The 17,624-nt window shown below is 60.3% G+C and carries 12 protein-coding genes and 1 pseudogene; all 13 read left to right on the forward strand.

Annotated features, from left to right (window positions below):
• Positions 1-43: 43 nt before the first annotated feature.
• Positions 44-1,396, forward strand: a complete 1,353-nt coding sequence (rseP, locus tag J9870_RS05685) for a sigma E protease regulator RseP (RefSeq protein ID WP_210643053.1) — start codon at positions 44-46, stop codon at positions 1,394-1,396.
• 74 nt (positions 1,397-1,470) lie between these two features.
• Positions 1,471-3,846, forward strand: coding sequence for an outer membrane protein assembly factor BamA (gene bamA / locus J9870_RS05690; protein WP_210643054.1), 2,376 nt, complete (start codon positions 1,471-1,473; stop codon positions 3,844-3,846).
• A 45-nt stretch (positions 3,847-3,891) separates the two neighbouring features.
• A complete protein-coding gene (locus J9870_RS05695; protein ID WP_024779019.1) occupies positions 3,892-4,395 on the forward strand; it encodes an OmpH family outer membrane protein in 504 nt (167 codons plus the stop codon).
• Between the two features lie 3 nt (positions 4,396-4,398).
• Positions 4,399-5,454, forward strand: a complete 1,056-nt coding sequence (gene lpxD / locus J9870_RS05700) for a UDP-3-O-(3-hydroxymyristoyl)glucosamine N-acyltransferase (RefSeq protein ID WP_210643055.1) — start codon at positions 4,399-4,401, stop codon at positions 5,452-5,454.
• A 105-nt stretch (positions 5,455-5,559) separates the two neighbouring features.
• Positions 5,560-6,000: a 3-hydroxyacyl-ACP dehydratase FabZ gene (fabZ, locus tag J9870_RS05705; protein WP_003184897.1), complete on the forward strand. Its 441-nt coding sequence runs from the start codon at positions 5,560-5,562 to the stop codon at positions 5,998-6,000.
• A complete protein-coding gene (gene lpxA / locus J9870_RS05710) occupies positions 5,997-6,773 on the forward strand; it encodes an acyl-ACP--UDP-N-acetylglucosamine O-acyltransferase (RefSeq protein WP_210643056.1) in 777 nt (258 codons plus the stop codon). Before fabZ ends, lpxA begins: the two co-directional genes overlap by 4 nt.
• A gap of 2 nt (positions 6,774-6,775) precedes the next feature.
• Positions 6,776-7,906: a lipid-A-disaccharide synthase gene (gene lpxB, locus J9870_RS05715; RefSeq protein ID WP_210643057.1), complete on the forward strand. Its 1,131-nt coding sequence runs from the start codon at positions 6,776-6,778 to the stop codon at positions 7,904-7,906.
• On the forward strand, positions 7,903-8,562 hold the full coding sequence (gene rnhB, locus J9870_RS05720; protein ID WP_210643058.1) for a ribonuclease HII: 660 nt from the start codon (positions 7,903-7,905) through the stop codon (positions 8,560-8,562). The genes lpxB and rnhB overlap by 4 nt, the downstream gene beginning before the upstream one ends.
• A 146-nt stretch (positions 8,563-8,708) precedes the next feature.
• Positions 8,709-12,230: a DNA polymerase III subunit alpha gene (dnaE, locus tag J9870_RS05725; protein WP_210643059.1), complete on the forward strand. Its 3,522-nt coding sequence runs from the start codon at positions 8,709-8,711 to the stop codon at positions 12,228-12,230.
• Positions 12,231-12,379: 149 nt separating this feature from the next.
• The gene (locus J9870_RS05730; protein ID WP_210643060.1) at positions 12,380-13,327 is read left to right on the forward strand and encodes an acetyl-CoA carboxylase carboxyltransferase subunit alpha; all 948 of its coding nucleotides are present in this window, start codon (positions 12,380-12,382) and stop codon (positions 13,325-13,327) included.
• Positions 13,328-13,461: 134 nt separating this feature from the next.
• Positions 13,462-14,789, forward strand: a pseudogene (tilS, locus tag J9870_RS05735) (tRNA lysidine(34) synthetase TilS).
• A gap of 274 nt (positions 14,790-15,063) precedes the next feature.
• Positions 15,064-16,695 carry a CTP synthase gene (locus J9870_RS05740; protein WP_210643061.1) on the forward strand — a complete coding sequence of 544 codons (1,632 nt, stop codon included), beginning with the start codon at positions 15,064-15,066 and terminating at the stop codon, positions 16,693-16,695.
• Positions 16,696-16,699: 4 nt separating this feature from the next.
• Entirely contained in the window at positions 16,700-17,545 is an 846-nt protein-coding gene (gene kdsA / locus J9870_RS05745; RefSeq protein WP_003198268.1) for a 3-deoxy-8-phosphooctulonate synthase, read from the forward strand.
• Positions 17,546-17,624: the final 79 nt, after the last annotated feature.

Here is a 17,624-nt window from a genome sequence, read left to right on the forward strand (position 1 = left end):
ACGTTAGCCAGGGTTGCCCTGGACAGGATTGCGGAGAAAACAGATGAGCGCGCTCTATATGATTGTCGGCACCCTGGTTGCGTTAGGGGTGCTGGTCACATTTCACGAATTCGGTCATTTCTGGGTCGCGCGGCGCTGTGGCGTCAAGGTGCTGCGTTTTTCCGTGGGCTTTGGCATGCCGTTGCTGCGCTGGCATGACAAGAAAGGCACTGAGTTTGTCGTGGCAGCCATCCCGCTGGGCGGCTACGTGAAGATGCTCGACGAGCGTGAGGGCGAAGTGCCTGCCGATCAGCTCGATCAATCCTTCAATCGCAAGACCGTCCGTCAGCGTATCGCCATCGTCGCGGCGGGGCCGATCGCCAACTTCCTGCTGGCCATGGTGTTTTTCTGGGCGCTGGCCATGCTGGGCAGCGAGCAGGTGCGACCTGTCATCGGTGCGGTGGAAGCTGGCAGTGTTGCCGCTCGGGCCGGGCTGGGCGCGGGGCAGGAGATCGTTGCGATCGATGGTGAGCCAACTTCGGGTTGGGCGGCGGTCAATCTGCAACTGGTACGGCGCCTGGGCGAGAGCGGCTCGTTGCAATTGATGGTGCGCGAGCAGGGTTCGACAACGGATTCGCCCCGGGAACTGATGCTCGACAACTGGCTCAAGGGCGCCGATGAGCCCGACCCGATCCGCTCCCTGGGCATCCGTCCATGGCGTCCGGCGTTGCCACCGATACTCGCCGAACTCGATCCGAAAGGCCCAGCCCAGGCTGCGGGCCTGAAAACCGGCGACCGGTTGCTGGCGCTCGACGGCCAGCCGGTCAGCGACTGGCAGCAGGTGGTCGATTCGGTCCGTGTGCGGCCTGAGGCCAAAATCGTCCTGCGCATCGAGCGCGACGGTGCGCCAATCGACGTCCCGGTGGTCTTGGCGGCCCGTGGTGAGAGCAAGGCACCTACCGGATACCTGGGGGCGGGGGTCAAGGCTGTCGACTGGCCACCAGAGATGATTCGCGAGGTCAGCTTCGGCCCTGTGGCGGCGATTGGCGAGGGTGCGCGTCGTACCTGGACCATGAGTGTCCTGACCCTCGACTCGCTCAAGAAAATGTTGTTCGGCGAGCTCTCGGTAAAAAACTTGAGTGGACCGATAACCATTGCTAAAGTGGCGGGCGCTTCTGCCCAGTCGGGCATTGCTGATTTCCTGAATTTCCTTGCTTATCTGAGCATTAGCCTGGGGGTTCTGAATTTGCTACCCATTCCAGTACTGGATGGGGGGCATTTGCTGTTCTATCTGATCGAGTGGGCGCGTGGTCGTCCCTTGTCGGATCGGGTGCAAGGTTGGGGGATACAGATCGGTATCAGCTTGGTGGTCGGGGTCATGTTGCTTGCCCTGGTCAACGATTTGGGTCGTCTGTAACGCTTCGCTGAATTGCGAATCTGCCGCATTTTGCGGCAGTTTGTTTATTGCCAGTTGGAATAAGAAAGGACTTCATGAAACGTCTGCTGCTAACTGCGGTTCTCACCGTATTGATGATCGCCGAAGTTCACGCCGAGTCCTTCACTATCTCTGATATTCGCGTCAATGGCCTCCAGCGGGTCTCCGCGGGTAGCGTCTTTGGTGCCTTGCCGTTGAACGTCGGCGAGCAGGCGGATGATCGGCGCCTGGTGGAATCCACTCGTGCGCTGTTCAAAACCGGCTTCTTTCAAGATATCCAACTGGGCCGTGACGGCAATGTCCTGGTCATCACGGTAGTCGAGCGCCCGTCGGTTGCCAGTATCGAGATCGAAGGCAACAAGGCGATCTCCACTGAAGACCTGATGAAAGGCCTCAAGCAATCCGGCCTGGCCGAAGGCGAGATCTTCCAGCGCGCCACCCTCGAAGGCGTGCGCAACGAACTGCAACGCCAGTACGTTGCCCAGGGCCGCTACTCAGCCACCGTCGACACCGAAGTGGTGCCGCAGCCACGCAACCGCGTAGGCCTCAAGGTCAACATCAACGAAGGTACTGTTGCGGCCATCCAGCACATCAACGTGGTGGGCAACACGGTTTTCCCTGATGAAGACCTGATCGACCTCTTCGAGCTCAAGACCACCAACTGGCTGTCGTTCTTCAAGAACGACGACAAGTACGCCCGTGAAAAACTCTCCGGTGACCTGGAGCGCCTGCGTTCCTACTACCTGGACCGTGGCTACATCAACATGGACATCGCTTCGACCCAGGTGTCCATCACCCCGGACAAGAAGCACGTCTACATCACCGTCAACGTCAACGAAGGCGAGAAATACACCGTTCGTGACGTCAAGCTCAGCGGTGACCTGAAAGTGCCTGAAGACCAGGTCAAGTCGCTGTTGCTGGTGCAGAAGGGCCAGGTGTTCTCGCGCAAGCTGATGACCACCACGTCCGAACTGATCACCCGTCGCCTGGGTAACGAGGGCTACACCTTCGCCAACGTCAACGGTGTGCCGCAGCCGCACGATGAAGACCATACGGTCGACATCACTTTCGCTGTGGACCCGGGCAAGCGCGCCTACGTCAACCGCATCAACTTCCGTGGCAACACCAAGTCCGAGGACGAAGTGCTGCGCCGTGAAATGCGCCAGATGGAAGGTGGCTGGGCGTCGACCTACCTGATCGACCAGTCCAAGACCCGCCTGGAACGCCTGGGCTTCTTCAAGGAAGTCAACGTCGAGACCCCGGCCGTACCGGGCGTCGATGACCAGGTGGATGTGAACTACAGCGTCGAAGAGCAGGCTTCCGGCTCGATCACCGCCAGCGTCGGTTTCGCCCAGAGTGCCGGCTTGATCCTCGGTGGCTCGATCACCCAGAACAACTTCCTGGGTACCGGTAACAAGGTCAGCATCGGCTTGACTCGCAGCGAATACCAGACTCGCTACAACTTCGGTTACGTGGACCCCTACTGGACCGCTGACGGTGTGAGCCTGGGCTACAACGCCTTCTATCGCACCACCGACTATGACGAGCTCGATTCTGATATCTCCAGCTATGCGGTGGACAGTTTCGGTGTCGGCGCCAACGTTGGTTATCCAATCAGCGAGACCTCGCGCCTGACATTCGGTCTTACCGCCCAGCAGGACAAGATCAACACGGGTAGGTATACCGTTGACGAGATCTTTGACTTCGTTAACAAGGAAGGCGACAGCTACCTGAACTTCAAGGCGTCTGCCGGTTGGTCCGAGTCGACCCTGAACAAGGGCGTACTGGCGACACGTGGTCATTCCCAGAGCCTGGTGCTCGAAACCACCACCCCTGGCAGCGACCTGTCGTTCTTCAAGCTCGACTACCGTGGCCAGCTGTTCCAACCGCTGACTGACACCTACACCATGCGCCTGCACACCGAACTCGGGTATGGTGATGGTTACGGTTCGACCGACGGCCTGCCGTTCTACGAGAACTACTATGCCGGTGGCTTCAACTCGGTACGTGGCTTCAAGGACAGCACCCTGGGCCCGCGCAGTACCCCAAGCCGCGGCACCAACCCGGGCACGATCGCCGACCCGGACCAGGATCCGCTTCCATTCGGCGGCAACGTGCTCATCCAGGGCGGCGCCGAAATCCTGTTCCCGATGCCGTTCGTCAAGGATCAACGCTCCCTGCGTACCTCGGTATTCTGGGACGTAGGTAACGTATTCGACTCCAAGTGCAGTGACACCACCAACGCCAACGGCAGCAAGTCCAATACTCAGTGCAACGATATCAGCCTGAGCAATATGGCCAGTTCCGTGGGTGTAGGCGTGACCTGGGTCACCGCGCTGGGTCCTTTGAGCTTCGCGTTGGCGATGCCGATCAAGAAACCGGATGACGCTGAAACTCAAGTGTTCCAATTCTCCCTCGGCCAGACGTTCTAAGCGTCTGACCCAAGATAACGACAATGGATTTTGTAGGAGTACATCGTGCGTAAGTTGACTCAATTGGTTCTCCTGGCGACCGTACTGGTCGCAGGTCCGGCTTTTGCCGACATGAAGATCGCGGTGCTGAACTATCAGATGGCCCTGCTCGAATCCGATGCGGCAAAGAAATACGCGGTGGATGCCGAGAAAAAATTCGGTCCGCAACTGACCAAGCTCAAGAGCCTGGAAAGCAGTGCCAAGGGTATCCAGGACCGCCTGGTAGCCGGTGGTGACAAGATGGCCCAGGGTGAGCGCGAGCGTCTGGAGCTGGAATTCAAGCAAAAGGCCCGTGACTTCCAGTTCCAGTCCAAGGAACTGAATGAAGCCAAAGCCGTTGCTGACCGTGAAATGCTCAAGCAGCTCAAGCCGAAACTCGACAGTGCTGTGGAAGAAGTCATCAAGAAAGGTGGTTTTGACCTGGTGTTCGAGCGTGGTGCAGTGATTGATGTCAAGCCTCAGTACGACATCACGCGCCAAGTTATCGAGCGCATGAATCAGCTGAAGTAATCCATGACTGCGACTATCAAGCTCGGCCAGTTGGCCGAGTTCCTGGGCGCCACCCTGCGTGGTGACCCACAGAAGACAATTACTGGGCTAGCCACTTTGCAAGAGGCTGGCCCAGCTCAGTTGAGCTTTCTGGCAAATCCCCAATACCGCAAGTACCTGGCCGACAGCCGGGCTGCCGCGCTGTTGCTCAAGGCCGCTGATGCCGAAGGGTTTGCCGGCGATGCCCTGATCGTGCCCGATCCGTACCTGGCGTATGCCCGCATTTCCCATCTGTTCGATCCCAAGCCCAAGTCGGCGGCCGGTATCCATCCCAGCGCCGTGATCGCAGCGGATGCGGTGGTTGATCCCTCGGCCAGCATCGGCCCGTTCGTGGTCATCGAAAGCGCGGCCCGCATCGGCGCCGGTGTCACGCTGGGCGCCCATTGCTTTATCGGCGCGCGCAGCGAGATTGGCGAAGGCGGCTGGCTGGCGCCACGGGTCACCCTGTACCACGATGTGCGCATCGGCAAGCGGGTGGTGATCCAGTCTGGCGCGGTGCTGGGCGGTGAAGGGTTCGGTTTTGCCAACGAGAAAGGCATCTGGCAAAAGATCGCCCAGATTGGTGGCGTCACTGTTGGCGACGATGTGGAGATCGGCGTCAACACGGCGATCGACCGTGGTGCGCTGGCCGATACGGTCATTGGCAATGGCGTCAAGCTCGACAACCAGATCCAGATCGCCCACAACGTCCAGGTCGGTGACCACACCGCCATGGCCGCCTGCGTGGGTATTTCCGGCAGCACCAAAATCGGCAAGCACTGCATGCTCGCCGGTGGCGTGGGGTTGGTGGGACATATCGATATCTGTGACAACGTATTCCTGACCGGGATGACCATGGTGACCCACTCGATTACCGAGCCGGGTGCCTATTCTTCCGGTACGGCGATGCAGCCGGCGGCCGAATGGCGCAAGAGCGCGGCCCGTATTCGTCAGCTCGATGACATCGCGCGACGTCTACGACAGGTGGAAAAGCGTGTAGGGGACGTGACCCCTGACGGTAATGCTTCATCAGATGGCTGATACCATTTCCATATCAAGTGTGCACAGCCGTTAGGGCTCCTTGATTTGCTAGCGGAGTGCGCGTCACTCGTGCGCTCCCAATCTTTACATAGGCTTCCCTCCGAAATGATGGACATCAACGAGATTCGCGAATACCTGCCTCACCGTTACCCGTTCCTGCTGGTGGATCGGGTAGTGGACCTGGACGTTGAAGGCAAGCGCATTCGCGCCTACAAGAATGTCAGCATCAACGAACCGTTCTTCAATGGTCACTTCCCCGCGCATCCAATCATGCCGGGCGTGTTGATCATCGAAGCGATGGCTCAGGCTGCCGGGATCCTTGGTTTCAAAATGCTCGACGTAAAGCCGGCCGACGGCACGCTTTACTACTTTGTCGGTTCCGACAAATTGCGTTTCCGCCAGCCGGTCACCCCGGGCGATCAATTGATCCTCGAGGCCAAGTTCATCAGCTGCAAGCGCCAGATCTGGAAGTTCGAATGCCAGGCTTCGGTCGATGGCAAGCCGGTCTGCTCCGCTGAAATCATCTGTGCGGAACGCAAACTATGAGTTTGATTGACCCTCGCGCAATCATCGATCCGACGGCCGTCCTGGCCGCCGATGTCGAGGTCGGCCCGTGGTCGATCATCGGCGCAGGTGTGGAAATCGGCGAGGGTACGGTGATCGGTCCTCACGTAGTGCTCAAGGGACCGACCCGGATCGGTCGTCACAATCGCATCTACCAGTTTTCTTCGGTAGGCGAGGACACGCCCGATCTCAAGTACAAAGGTGAAGAAACCCGCCTGGTCATTGGCGATCACAACGTGATCCGCGAAGGCGTGACGATTCACCGTGGCACCGTTCAGGATCGTTCCGAAACGACCTTGGGCGACCACAACCTGATCATGGCCTACGCCCACATCGGCCATGACAGTGTGATCGGTAACCATTGCATCCTGGTCAACAACACCGCCCTGGCGGGCCATGTGCACGTGGACGACTGGGCGATCCTCTCGGGTTTCACCCTGGTGCACCAGTATTGCCATATTGGCGCCCACAGTTTTTCCGGGATGGGCACCGCCATCGGCAAGGACGTCCCGGCCTATGTCACCGTGTTCGGTAACCCGGCCGAAGCCCGCAGCATGAACTTCGAGGGCATGCGCCGTCGTGGCTTCAGCGAAGAGGCGATTACCGCGTTGCGTCGCGCCTACAAGGTGGTGTATCGCCAGGGCCTGACGGTCGAGCAAGCGCTCGCCGAATTGGCCGAGGCATCGCTGCAGTTCCCGGAAGTCGCGATATTCCGTGACTCCATCCAGTCTTCGACCCGCGGCATCACTCGCTAATCATGGCTAACTTGCGTATTGCGCTGGTGGCGGGAGAGGCTTCCGGTGACATTCTGGGCGCTGGTCTGATGCGGGCGCTCAAGGCGCAGCATCCCGCGGTCGAATTCATCGGAGTCGGCGGGCCGTTGATGGAGGCCGAGGGGCTGGCGTCTTATTTCCCGATGGAACGTTTGTCGGTCATGGGGCTGGTGGAAGTGCTCGGTCGCTTGCGTGAGTTGCTGGCCCGGCGCAAGAAGCTGATCCAGACCCTGATCGACGAAAAGCCAGATGTGTTCATCGGCATCGATGCGCCGGATTTCACCCTCAACATTGAACTCAAGTTGCGTCAGGCCGGCATCAAGACCGTGCACTACGTCAGTCCGTCGGTCTGGGCCTGGCGGCAGAAGCGGGTACTGAAGATTCGCGAAGGCTGCGACCTGATGTTGACGCTGCTGCCGTTCGAGGCCCGGTTCTACGAAGAGAAGGGCGTACCGGTGCGGTTTGTCGGGCACACCCTGGCCGATACCATTCCCCTGGAAGCCGACCGCGCAGCCGCTCGCCAGGCGTTGGGCCTGCCCGAAGGGCCGCTGGTGGCCTTGATGCCCGGCAGCCGGGGCGGCGAAGTGAGCCGTCTGGGTGGGGTGTTTTTCGACGCGGCGCAGTGCCTGCGGGCTATGCGCCCCGATGTGCGATTTGTCCTGCCGTGTGCCAGTGCGCCGCGTCGGGCCCAGCTTGAAGAGCTTTTGGTCGGTCGCGATTTGCCGGTGACGTTGCTCGATGGCCATTCCCATGAAGCGTTGGCGGCTTGCGATGCGGTGTTGATTGCCTCCGGCACTGCTACCCTTGAGGCGTTGTTGTATAAACGCCCGATGGTGGTCGCCTATCGCCTGGCACCGCTGACATTCTGGATCCTCAAGCGTATGGTCAAGAGCCCTTACATCTCTTTGCCGAACCTGTTGGCCCAGCGCTTGCTGGTGCCGGAGTTGCTGCAGGACGAGGCGACCGCTGATGCGCTGGCCAACACGCTTGCGCCGTTGATCGACGGCGGCCAGGAACAGACCCGTGGCTTTGACGAAATCCACCGCACTTTGCGTCGTGATGCCTCCAACCAGGCAGCAGACGCGGTGCTGAACCTGATTGGCGCAAAACAATGAGTCATTCGAAGCAGCAGATGGGCCTGGACTTCAATCTGGTCGCCGAAGTCGAAGAGTTGGTGGCCGGTGTCGATGAGGTGGGTCGCGGCCCATTGTGCGGTGCGGTGGTGACGGCGGCGGTGATTCTCGACCCGAACCGGCCAATCCTGGGACTCAACGATTCCAAGAAGCTCACCGAGGCCCGTCGTGAAAAACTCTACGACGAGATCTGCGAAAAGGCCCTGAGCTGGTGCATCGCCCGGGCCGAAGTCGAAGAAATCGACGAACTGAATATCCTGCATGCAACCATGCTCGCCATGCAGCGTGCCGTACAAGGCCTGCACATCACGCCGAAACTGGCGATGATCGACGGCAACCGCTGCCCGAAATTGTCGATGCGCGCCGAAGCGGTCATCCAGGGCGATGGCAAGGTGCCGGCCATTGCGGCGGCCTCGATCCTGGCCAAGGTCAGTCGCGACCGGGAAATGAGCGCCTTCGAGTTGATCTACCCGGGTTATGGCATCGGCGGCCACAAGGGCTACCCGACCCCCGTTCATCTGGAAGCCCTGGCGCGCCTGGGGCCAACGCCGATCCATCGGCGTTCGTTCGCACCGGTGCGGTTGGCTTATGAAGCGCGTGAGGGTTTGATCGTAGGTAATCAGGCTACGGTCTCTTGATGTCGACTTGTGTGGGGAGGGGATAAATCATCTCGCCACAAAAGTAATGTGCACATTCGCTTGGCAGGATGCTCATGGCTGATGTTTTACCCAAGGCCCGGTACAATCCGGGCCTTGTTGTTTTCATGACTTAACGCAGGATCACTATGCCGGCTTCATTCGTTCATCTACGCCTGCACACTGAATACTCCCTGGTCGACGGCCTGGTGCGGATCAAGCCCCTGGTCAAGACCCTGGTGGGCATGAACATGCCTGCCGTGGCGGTCACTGACCAGAACAACATGTGCTCGCTGGTCAAGTTCTACAAGGCTGCGATGGGTGCCGGGATCAAGCCGATCTGCGGTGCCGACCTGTGGCTGTCGAACAAGGACCCGGACGCACCGTTGAGTCGCATCAGCCTGTTGGTGATGAATGCCTTGGGTTACCGCAACCTCACCGAGCTGATCTCCCGCGGCTTTATCGATGGTCAACGCAACGGTTCGATCATTATCGAGCGTGAGTGGGTGGCCGAAGCGAGCGAAGGCTTGATCATGCTGTCGGCGGCCAAGGAAGGTGAGATCGGCCTGGCCCTGCTCAGCGGCAATCCGGAAGAAGCCGAGACCCTGGCCCGCGACTGGATGGCGGTGTTCCCGGATCGCTTCTATATCGAAGTGCAGCGCACCAACCGTCCCAACGACGAAGAGCACCTGCACGCCGCCGTAGCCCTGGCCGACAAGATTGGGGCGCCGCTGGTGGCGACCAACGATGTGCGCTTCATCAAGCAGGAAGATTTCGAAGCCCACGAGACCCGTGTCTGCATCGGTGAGGGCCGGGCCCTCGACGACCCGCGTCGCCCGAAGAATTACAGCGACCAGCAATACCTCAAGAGCGCCGAGGAAATGGCCGAGTTGTTCAGCGACCTGCCCGAGGCGCTGGAAAACACCGTCGAGATCGCCAAGCGCTGCAACATCGAAGTGAAGCTGGGCAAGCACTTCCTGCCCAACTTCCCGATTCCCGATGGCATGACCATCGACGAGTATTTCCGCAAGGTGTCCTTCGACGGCCTCGACGAGCGCCTTAGCGTCCTGCTACCCAAGGACACCACCGAAGATTACGAAGCCAAGCGCCAGGTTTATATCGACCGGTTGAATTTCGAGCTGGATATCATCATCCAGATGGGGTTCCCCGGTTACTTCCTGATCGTGATGGACTTCATCCAGTGGGCCAAGAACAACGGCGTGCCGGTGGGCCCTGGCCGTGGGTCGGGCGCCGGGTCGCTGGTGGCCTACGTGCAGAAGATCACCGACCTCGACCCGCTGGAATATGACCTGCTGTTCGAACGTTTCCTCAACCCGGAACGGGTTTCCATGCCCGACTTCGACGTCGACTTCTGCATGGACGGCCGCGACCGGGTGATCGATTACGTGGCCGAGAAGTACGGTCGCAACGCGGTGAGCCAGATCATCACCTTCGGTTCCATGGCCGCCAAGGCTGTGGTGCGCGACGTGGCGCGGGTCCAGGGTAAGTCCTATGGCCTGGCGGATCGTCTGTCGAAGATGATTCCGTTCGAAGTCGGCATGACCCTGGAAAAAGCCTACGAACAGGAAGAAATCCTGCGGGACTTCATCAAGGTCGATGAAGAAGCCGCGGAAATCTGGGAAATGGCGCGCAAGCTCGAAGGCGTGGTGCGTAACGTCGGCAAGCACGCCGGGGGCGTGGTCATCGCGCCGACCAAGCTGACGGACTTCTCGCCGATCTATTGCGACGAAGAGGGCGACGGCCTGGTTACCCAGTTCGACAAGGATGACGTCGAGGCGGCGGGCCTGGTGAAGTTCGACTTCCTCGGTCTGCGGACCCTGACGATCATCGACTGGGCACTGAAAACCATCAACCGTGACCGGGCCAAGGTCGGCGAAGAGCCGCTGGACATCGCCTTCATCCCGCTGGATGACAAACCGACCTATAGCCTGTTGCAAAAAGCCGAAACCACGGCCGTATTCCAGCTTGAATCCCGGGGCATGAAAGAGCTGATCAAAAAGCTCAAGCCCGACTGCCTGGAAGACCTGATCGCACTCGTGGCCCTGTTCCGTCCGGGCCCGCTGCAGTCAGGCATGGTGGACGACTTCATCAACCGTAAGCACGGTCGCGCCGAGCTGGCGTACCCGCATCCGGACTACCAGTACGACGGCCTCAAGCCGGTGCTGGCCCCCACGTACGGCATCATCCTGTACCAAGAACAGGTGATGCAGATTGCCCAGGTGATGGCTGGCTATACCCTCGGCGGTGCGGACATGCTGCGTCGGGCCATGGGTAAGAAAAAGCCCGAGGAAATGGCCAAGCAGCGCGGTGGTTTCATCGAGGGTTGTGCGAACAACGGCATCGATGCGGACCTGGCCGGTAACATTTTCGACCTGGTGGAAAAGTTCGCCGGCTACGGCTTCAACAAGTCCCACTCCGCCGCCTATGGCCTGGTGTCGTACCAGACTGCGTGGCTGAAGGCCCATTACCCGGCGCCGTTCATGGCCGCGGTACTGTCGGCGGATATGCACAACACCGACAAGGTCGTGACCTTGATCGAAGAAGTGCGGACCATGAAGTTGCGCCTCGACGCACCGGACGTGAACGCTTCGGAGTTCAAGTTCACGGTCAACGACGAAGGCCGCATCATCTATGGGCTGGGTGCGATCAAAGGCGTCGGTGAAGGACCGGTGGAGGCTATCACCGAGGCGCGCCAGGACGGGCCGTTCAAGGACCTGTTCGATTTCTGTGCGCGGGTCGACCTCAAGCGTATCAACAAGCGCACCCTCGACGGCTTGATCCGCAGTGGCGCGCTGGACCGTCTGGGTCCGTACTTCCAGGACGAGCCCAAGGCCTACCAGGCCAACATCGACCGCAACCGCGCGGTGTTGCTGGCGGCCATGGAAGAAGCGATCAAGGCCGCCGAACAGACTGCCCGCACCCACGACAGTGGCCACGCCGACCTGTTTGGCGGGCTGTTCGTCGAGGAGGACGCCGATGTCTATGGCAATCATCGCAAGGCCAAGGAGCTGACCCTCAAGGAGCGCCTCAAAGGTGAGAAAGACACCTTGGGCCTCTACCTGACCGGGCACCCGATCGACGAATACGAAGGCGAGATCCGCCGCTTCGCTCGCCAGCGCATCATTGATCTCAAGCCGGCGCGTGACACACAAACCGTCGCCGGTATGATCATTGCCCTGCGGGTGATGAAGAATAAAAAGGGTGACAAGATGGGCTTCATCACCCTCGACGACCGCTCCGGGCGCATCGAGGCGTCATTGTTCGCCGATGCGTTCCACTCGGCGCAGTCGCTGTTGCAGACCGACGCGATGGTGGTGGTGGAAGGCGAGGTCAGCAACGATGACTTTTCCGGTGGCCTGCGGCTGCGGGTCAAGCGGGTGATGAGCATGGAGGATGCCCGTACCAACCTGGCCGAGAGCCTGCGCCTGAAGTTGCAGACCCAGGACCTCAAGGGCGATCAGCTACGTTGGCTGGGCGAGTTGTTCAAGCGCCATCGCGGTGCTTGCCCGATCACCATGGAGTACGTGCGCCCCGACGCCAAGGCTGTGCTGCAGTTCGGCGAAGGCTGGCGAATCGATCCGGCGGATGCGTTGATTCAAGCCTTGCGTGACCAGTTCGGCAAAGACAACGTCTTCCTCCAATACCGTTGACGGCCAGGGGCCACTCTTGAAACCGGAATGCCCCTGATCTCGACCCGAATTTTTAATCTCGACCTGAACGCGCCTCTCCCTTAAGGTAGGCGCGAATAGACAACCGGCCGGCCCAAGCTCTCTTGGACGTCGACCCAAGACGGACGCCTATGAACCCGAATTTTCTAGATTTCGAACAGCCGATCGCCGACCTGCAAGCCAAGATCGAAGAGTTGCGCTTGGTCGGTAATGACAATTCGCTGAATATCGGCGATGAAATCTCTCGTCTGCAAGACAAAAGCCGCACGCTGACCGAAGACATCTTCGGCAAGCTGACCAGCTGGCAGATCGCCCGCCTGGCGCGTCACCCGCGTCGTCCCTACACCCTGGACTACATCGAGCACATCTTTACCGAGTTCGATGAGTTGCATGGCGACCGTCACTTCTCCGACGACGCCGCCATCGTTGGCGGTGTTGCCCGTCTGGACGACCAGCCGGTGATGGTTATCGGTCATCAGAAAGGCCGCGAAGTGCGCGAGAAGGTACGCCGCAACTTCGGCATGCCGCGTCCGGAAGGCTACCGCAAGGCTTGCCGCCTGATGGAAATGGCCGAGCGCTTCAAAATGCCGATCCTGACCTTCATCGATACGCCGGGTGCTTATCCGGGCATCGATGCCGAAGAGCGTAACCAGAGCGAAGCGATTGCCTGGAACCTGCGCGTCATGGCACGCCTGAAAACCCCGATCATCGCCACCGTGATCGGCGAAGGCGGTTCTGGCGGTGCATTGGCCATCGGCGTCTGCGACCAACTGAACATGCTGCAATATTCCACTTATGCGGTGATCTCGCCGGAAGGCTGTGCGTCGATCCTGTGGAAAACCGCCGAGAAGGCGCCGGACGCCGCGGAAGCCATGGGCATCACCGCCGAGCGCCTCAAAGGCCTGGGCATTGTGGATAAAGTGATCAACGAGCCAGTCGGCGGCGCCCACCGCGACCCGGCTGCGGCTGCGGCGCTGATTCGTGCCGAGCTGACATCGCAGTTGTCGATGCTGAAGAAATTCGACAACGATGCGCTGCTGGCTCGCCGCTATGAGCGGTTGATGAGCTACGGCCTCTGATTCAAGCGCTGTACCCCTGTGTGGGAGCGAGCTTGCTCGCGATAACGGTTTAACATTCAACAGATAAGTTGACTGATACTCCGCCATCGCGAGCAAGCTCGCTCCCACATTGATTTGTGTGGAGGCCAGTTTCTATGAATCAGCCCAGGATTGAACTGCCAACCCGGCTCCTCACACTGCTATCCCCCTGGCGCAACGCCGCGACCTGGCGCATCGCCTTCTCCGGCGGCCTCGATTCCACCGTCCTGCTGCACCTGCTCGCGTCCCTCGCAAAGACCCAAACCCTGCCGCCCCTGAGTGCTATCCACGTCCATCATGGCCTCCAGGCTGTGGCCGATGCATGGCCGGACCATTGTCGCTCGGTCTGTAAGGCCCTTGGGGTGCCGCTTGAAGTAGTGAGCGTGCAAGTCCAACCCGGCGCCAGCGTCGAGCGCGCCGCCCGGGAGGCGCGTTATGGTGCCTTCGTGGCGGCACTGCACAACAATGAAGTGCTGCTCACAGGCCAGCACCGCGACGATCAGGCTGAAACCCTGTTGTTTCGTTTGTTGCGTGGGGCAGGGGTGAGGGGCTTGTCGGCGATGCCCAGGCAGCGTCCTTTGGGCCAGGGGCACTTGCTGCGACCCTTGCTCGATGTGTCCCGGGCGGAGCTGCAAGCCTATGCGAGGCAACAAGGCTTGAGCTGGATTGAGGACCCTTCCAACGACGATCACCAGTACGCGCGCAATTACCTGCGCCAGCGGGTGTTTCCGGTATTGACCGAGCAGTGGCCCCAGGCAGCGGTGACCCTGGCGCGCAGCGCCGCGCACATGGGCGACGCCCAGGGCTTGCTGGACGACCTGGCGCGGATCGATCTGGCTGGCGCCACGCCCCGGGCGCGTTCGACTGGCTGGGCTTGCCATCTCTCGCGCTGGCACCTTTGCGGGCATTGTCGCCGGCCCGCCAGCGCAATGCATTGAGCCATTGGCTGGCCGTGTTGACGGAGCAGCCCGACAGCGATCACTGGGTTGGCTGGGATTCGTTGCGCGATGCGGGAAATGATGCCCGGCCGATCTGGCGGCTGGCCGGCGGTGAGTTGCACCGGGCCGGTGGGCGGGTCTGGTGGTTATCCGACCACTGGTTGCGTTCGGTTGCAGGTACCGTCCAATGGACCGATCCCGCGCTACCGTTGTGCTTGCCGGGCAATGGCCAGGTCATGTTCAGCGGCAAGGCGCCGGCGGGGCCACTTTGCGTGCGCTATCGTCAAGGCGGTGAAGTGATGGAATTGTCGGGGCGCGGTCATCGGGATCTCAAGCGTTTGCTCAACGAAAGCGCTGTGCCGGCATTCGTTCGCGGTCGATTGCCGCTGCTGTATCGGGGCGAGCAATTGTTGGCCGTGGCCAATCTGGCGGGGCTCGATGGAGCCGGTGATGGCAGTTGGCAATTGAACTGGCAGCCAGGAAGCCAAGATCTGGGTTTGAGCTGAAAGGGGCTTTCCGGTAGACTACGCTCCCTTCTTGATACAACTTCTGTGGATTCGCCTGAATTGCAGGAGTTGCCGATTACCAAGCAGTCTTTGCTGGGCGATTCCAAAAAATGTGTAGCGAGCAACGTACCGGTGATTTCACTTCCGGTCTGTCCCAACGCGGCGGTTTTTTTGAAAGGTGCACTGTGATTAATGCAGGTGATCGGGGGCTTCGGCCTTCCTTCGCTTTCCCCGGCGGCTCGGACCGCTTTAACGCAGACTTCTAGGGTTTTTCATGACGCGCTACATATTCGTCACGGGCGGTGTTGTTTCTTCATTGGGGAAAGGCATTGCCTCGGCTTCATTGGCGGCCATCCTGGAGGCGCGGGGACTTAAGGTCACCATGCTCAAGCTGGACCCGTACATCAACGTCGACCCGGGCACCATGAGCCCGTTCCAGCACGGTGAAGTGTTCGTCACCCACGACGGCGCCGAGACCGACCTGGACCTGGGCCACTACGAGCGGTTCATCCGCACGACCATGACCCAGAACAACAACTTCACCACCGGCCGTGTCTACGAACACGTGCTGCGCAAGGAGCGCCGTGGTGATTACCTGGGCGCGACCATCCAGGTCATCCCGCACATCACCGACGAAATCAAGCGCCGCATCATCAAGGGTGCCGGCGATGCCGACGTGGCGATGGTCGAGATCGGCGGTACCGTGGGCGACATCGAGTCCCAGCCGTTCCTCGAAGCCATCCGCCAGTTGCGTTTCGAAATCGGCGCCAAGCGCGCGATGCTGATGCACCTGACGCTGGTTCCGTACATCGCCACTGCTGGCGAAACCAAGACCAAGCCAACCCAGCACTCGGTCAAGGAACTGCGTTCCATCGGCCTGCAGCCGGACGTGCTGATCTGCCGCTCCGATCACCCGATCGACATCTCCTCGCGTCGCAAGATCGCCCAGTTCACCAACGTTGAAGAGCGTGCGGTGATCGGCCTGGAAGACGCCGACACCATCTACAAGATCCCGGGCATCCTGCACTCCCAGGGCCTGGACGATTTCGTCGTCGAGCGTTTCGGCCTGCAATGCGCTGGCGCCGATCTGTCCGAGTGGGAAGCGGTGGTCGATGCCAAGCTCAACCCGGAACACGAAGTCACCATCGCCATGGTCGGCAAGTACATGGAACTGCTGGACGCCTACAAGTCGCTGATCGAGGCGATGAGTCACGCCGGCATCAGCAACCGCACCAAGGTCAACCTGCGCTACATCGATTCCGAAGACATCGAGAACCAGGGCACCGGCCTGCTCGAGGGTGCCGATGCGATCCTCGTGCCTGGCGGTTTCGGCCTGCGGGGCGTGGAAGGCAAGATCACTGCCGTGCAATACGCTCGCGAAAACAAGGTGCCTTACCTGGGTATCTGCCTGGGCATGCAAGTGGCCGTCATCGAGTTCGCCCGTAACGTGCTGGGCTGGAAGGACGCCAACTCCACCGAATTCGATCGCGCCAGCGGCCATCCGGTCGTGGGTCTGATCACCGAGTGGGAAGATGCCACCGGCGCCGTGGAAATCCGCACCGAAGCCTCCGACCTTGGCGGCACCATGCGCCTCGGCGCCCAGGATTGCCTGCTCGAAGCCGGTTCCCTGGTGCATCAATGCTATGCCAAGGACGTGATCGTCGAGCGTCACCGTCATCGCTACGAAGTGAACAACAACCTGCTGCCGCAACTGATCGAGGCCGGCCTGAAAATCTCCGGTCGCTCCGGTGATGGCGCGCTGGTGGAAGTGGTCGAGGCGCCGGATCATCCGTGGTTCGTCGCCTGCCAGTTCCACCCCGAGTTCACCTCGACGCCACGGGACGGTCATCCACTGTTCAGTGGTTTCGTGAAAGCCGCTTTGGCTCAACACCAGAAAAAGGCATAAAACGATGGCCCAGAAGATCATTCGCGTCGGCGACATCGAGATTGCCAACGACAAGCCCATGGTGCTGTTCGGTGGCATGAACGTACTGGAAAGCCGTGACATGGCGATGCAGGTCTGCGAGGAATACGTGAAGGTCACCCAGAAGCTGGGTATCCCTTACGTCTTCAAGGCCAGCTTCGACAAGGCCAACCGTTCGTCCGTGACCTCCTACCGTGGCCCTGGCCTGGAAGAAGGCATGCGGATCTTCCAGGACATCAAGCAAGCCTTTGGCGTGCCGATCATCACCGACGTCCACGAGCCGGCCCAGGCCGCAGTCGTGGCCGAGGTCTGCGACATCATCCAACTGCCGGCCTTCCTGTCGCGCCAGACCGACCTGGTGGTCGCGATGGCCAAGACCGGTGCGGTGATCAACATCAAGAAAGCCCAGTTCCTCGCGCCCCAGGAAATGAAACACATCCTGAGCAAGTGTGAAGAGGCCGGCAATGACCAGTTGATCCTCTGCGAGCGTGGTTCGAGCTTCGGCTACAACAACCTGGTAGTGGACATGCTCGGCTTCGGCATCATGAAGCAGTTCGAATACCCGGTGTTCTTCGACGTGACGCACGCCCTGCAGATGCCTGGCGGTCGTTCCGATTCCGCCGGCGGTCGTCGTGCCCAGGTGACCGATCTGGCCAAGGCTGGTATCAGCCAATCCCTGGCCGGCCTGTTCCTCGAAGCTCACCCGGACCCGGACAACGCCAAGTGCGACGGCCCTTGCGCCTTGCGCCTGAACAAGCTGGAACCTTTCCTGTCTCAGCTCAAGGCATTGGACGAACTGGTCAAGAGTTTTCCGACGATAGAAACCGCGTAACGCGATTTTCTCCGGTAAAGTACCGCTCGATAAACGCTCTGGCCTGCGGGCCGGGCGTTATCGTCGGCGAGCCTGCCCG

The sequence above is a fragment of the Pseudomonas sp. Tri1 genome, from assembly GCF_017968885.1.
In the GTDB taxonomy this organism is placed as follows: Bacteria; Pseudomonadota; Gammaproteobacteria; order Pseudomonadales; family Pseudomonadaceae; genus Aquipseudomonas.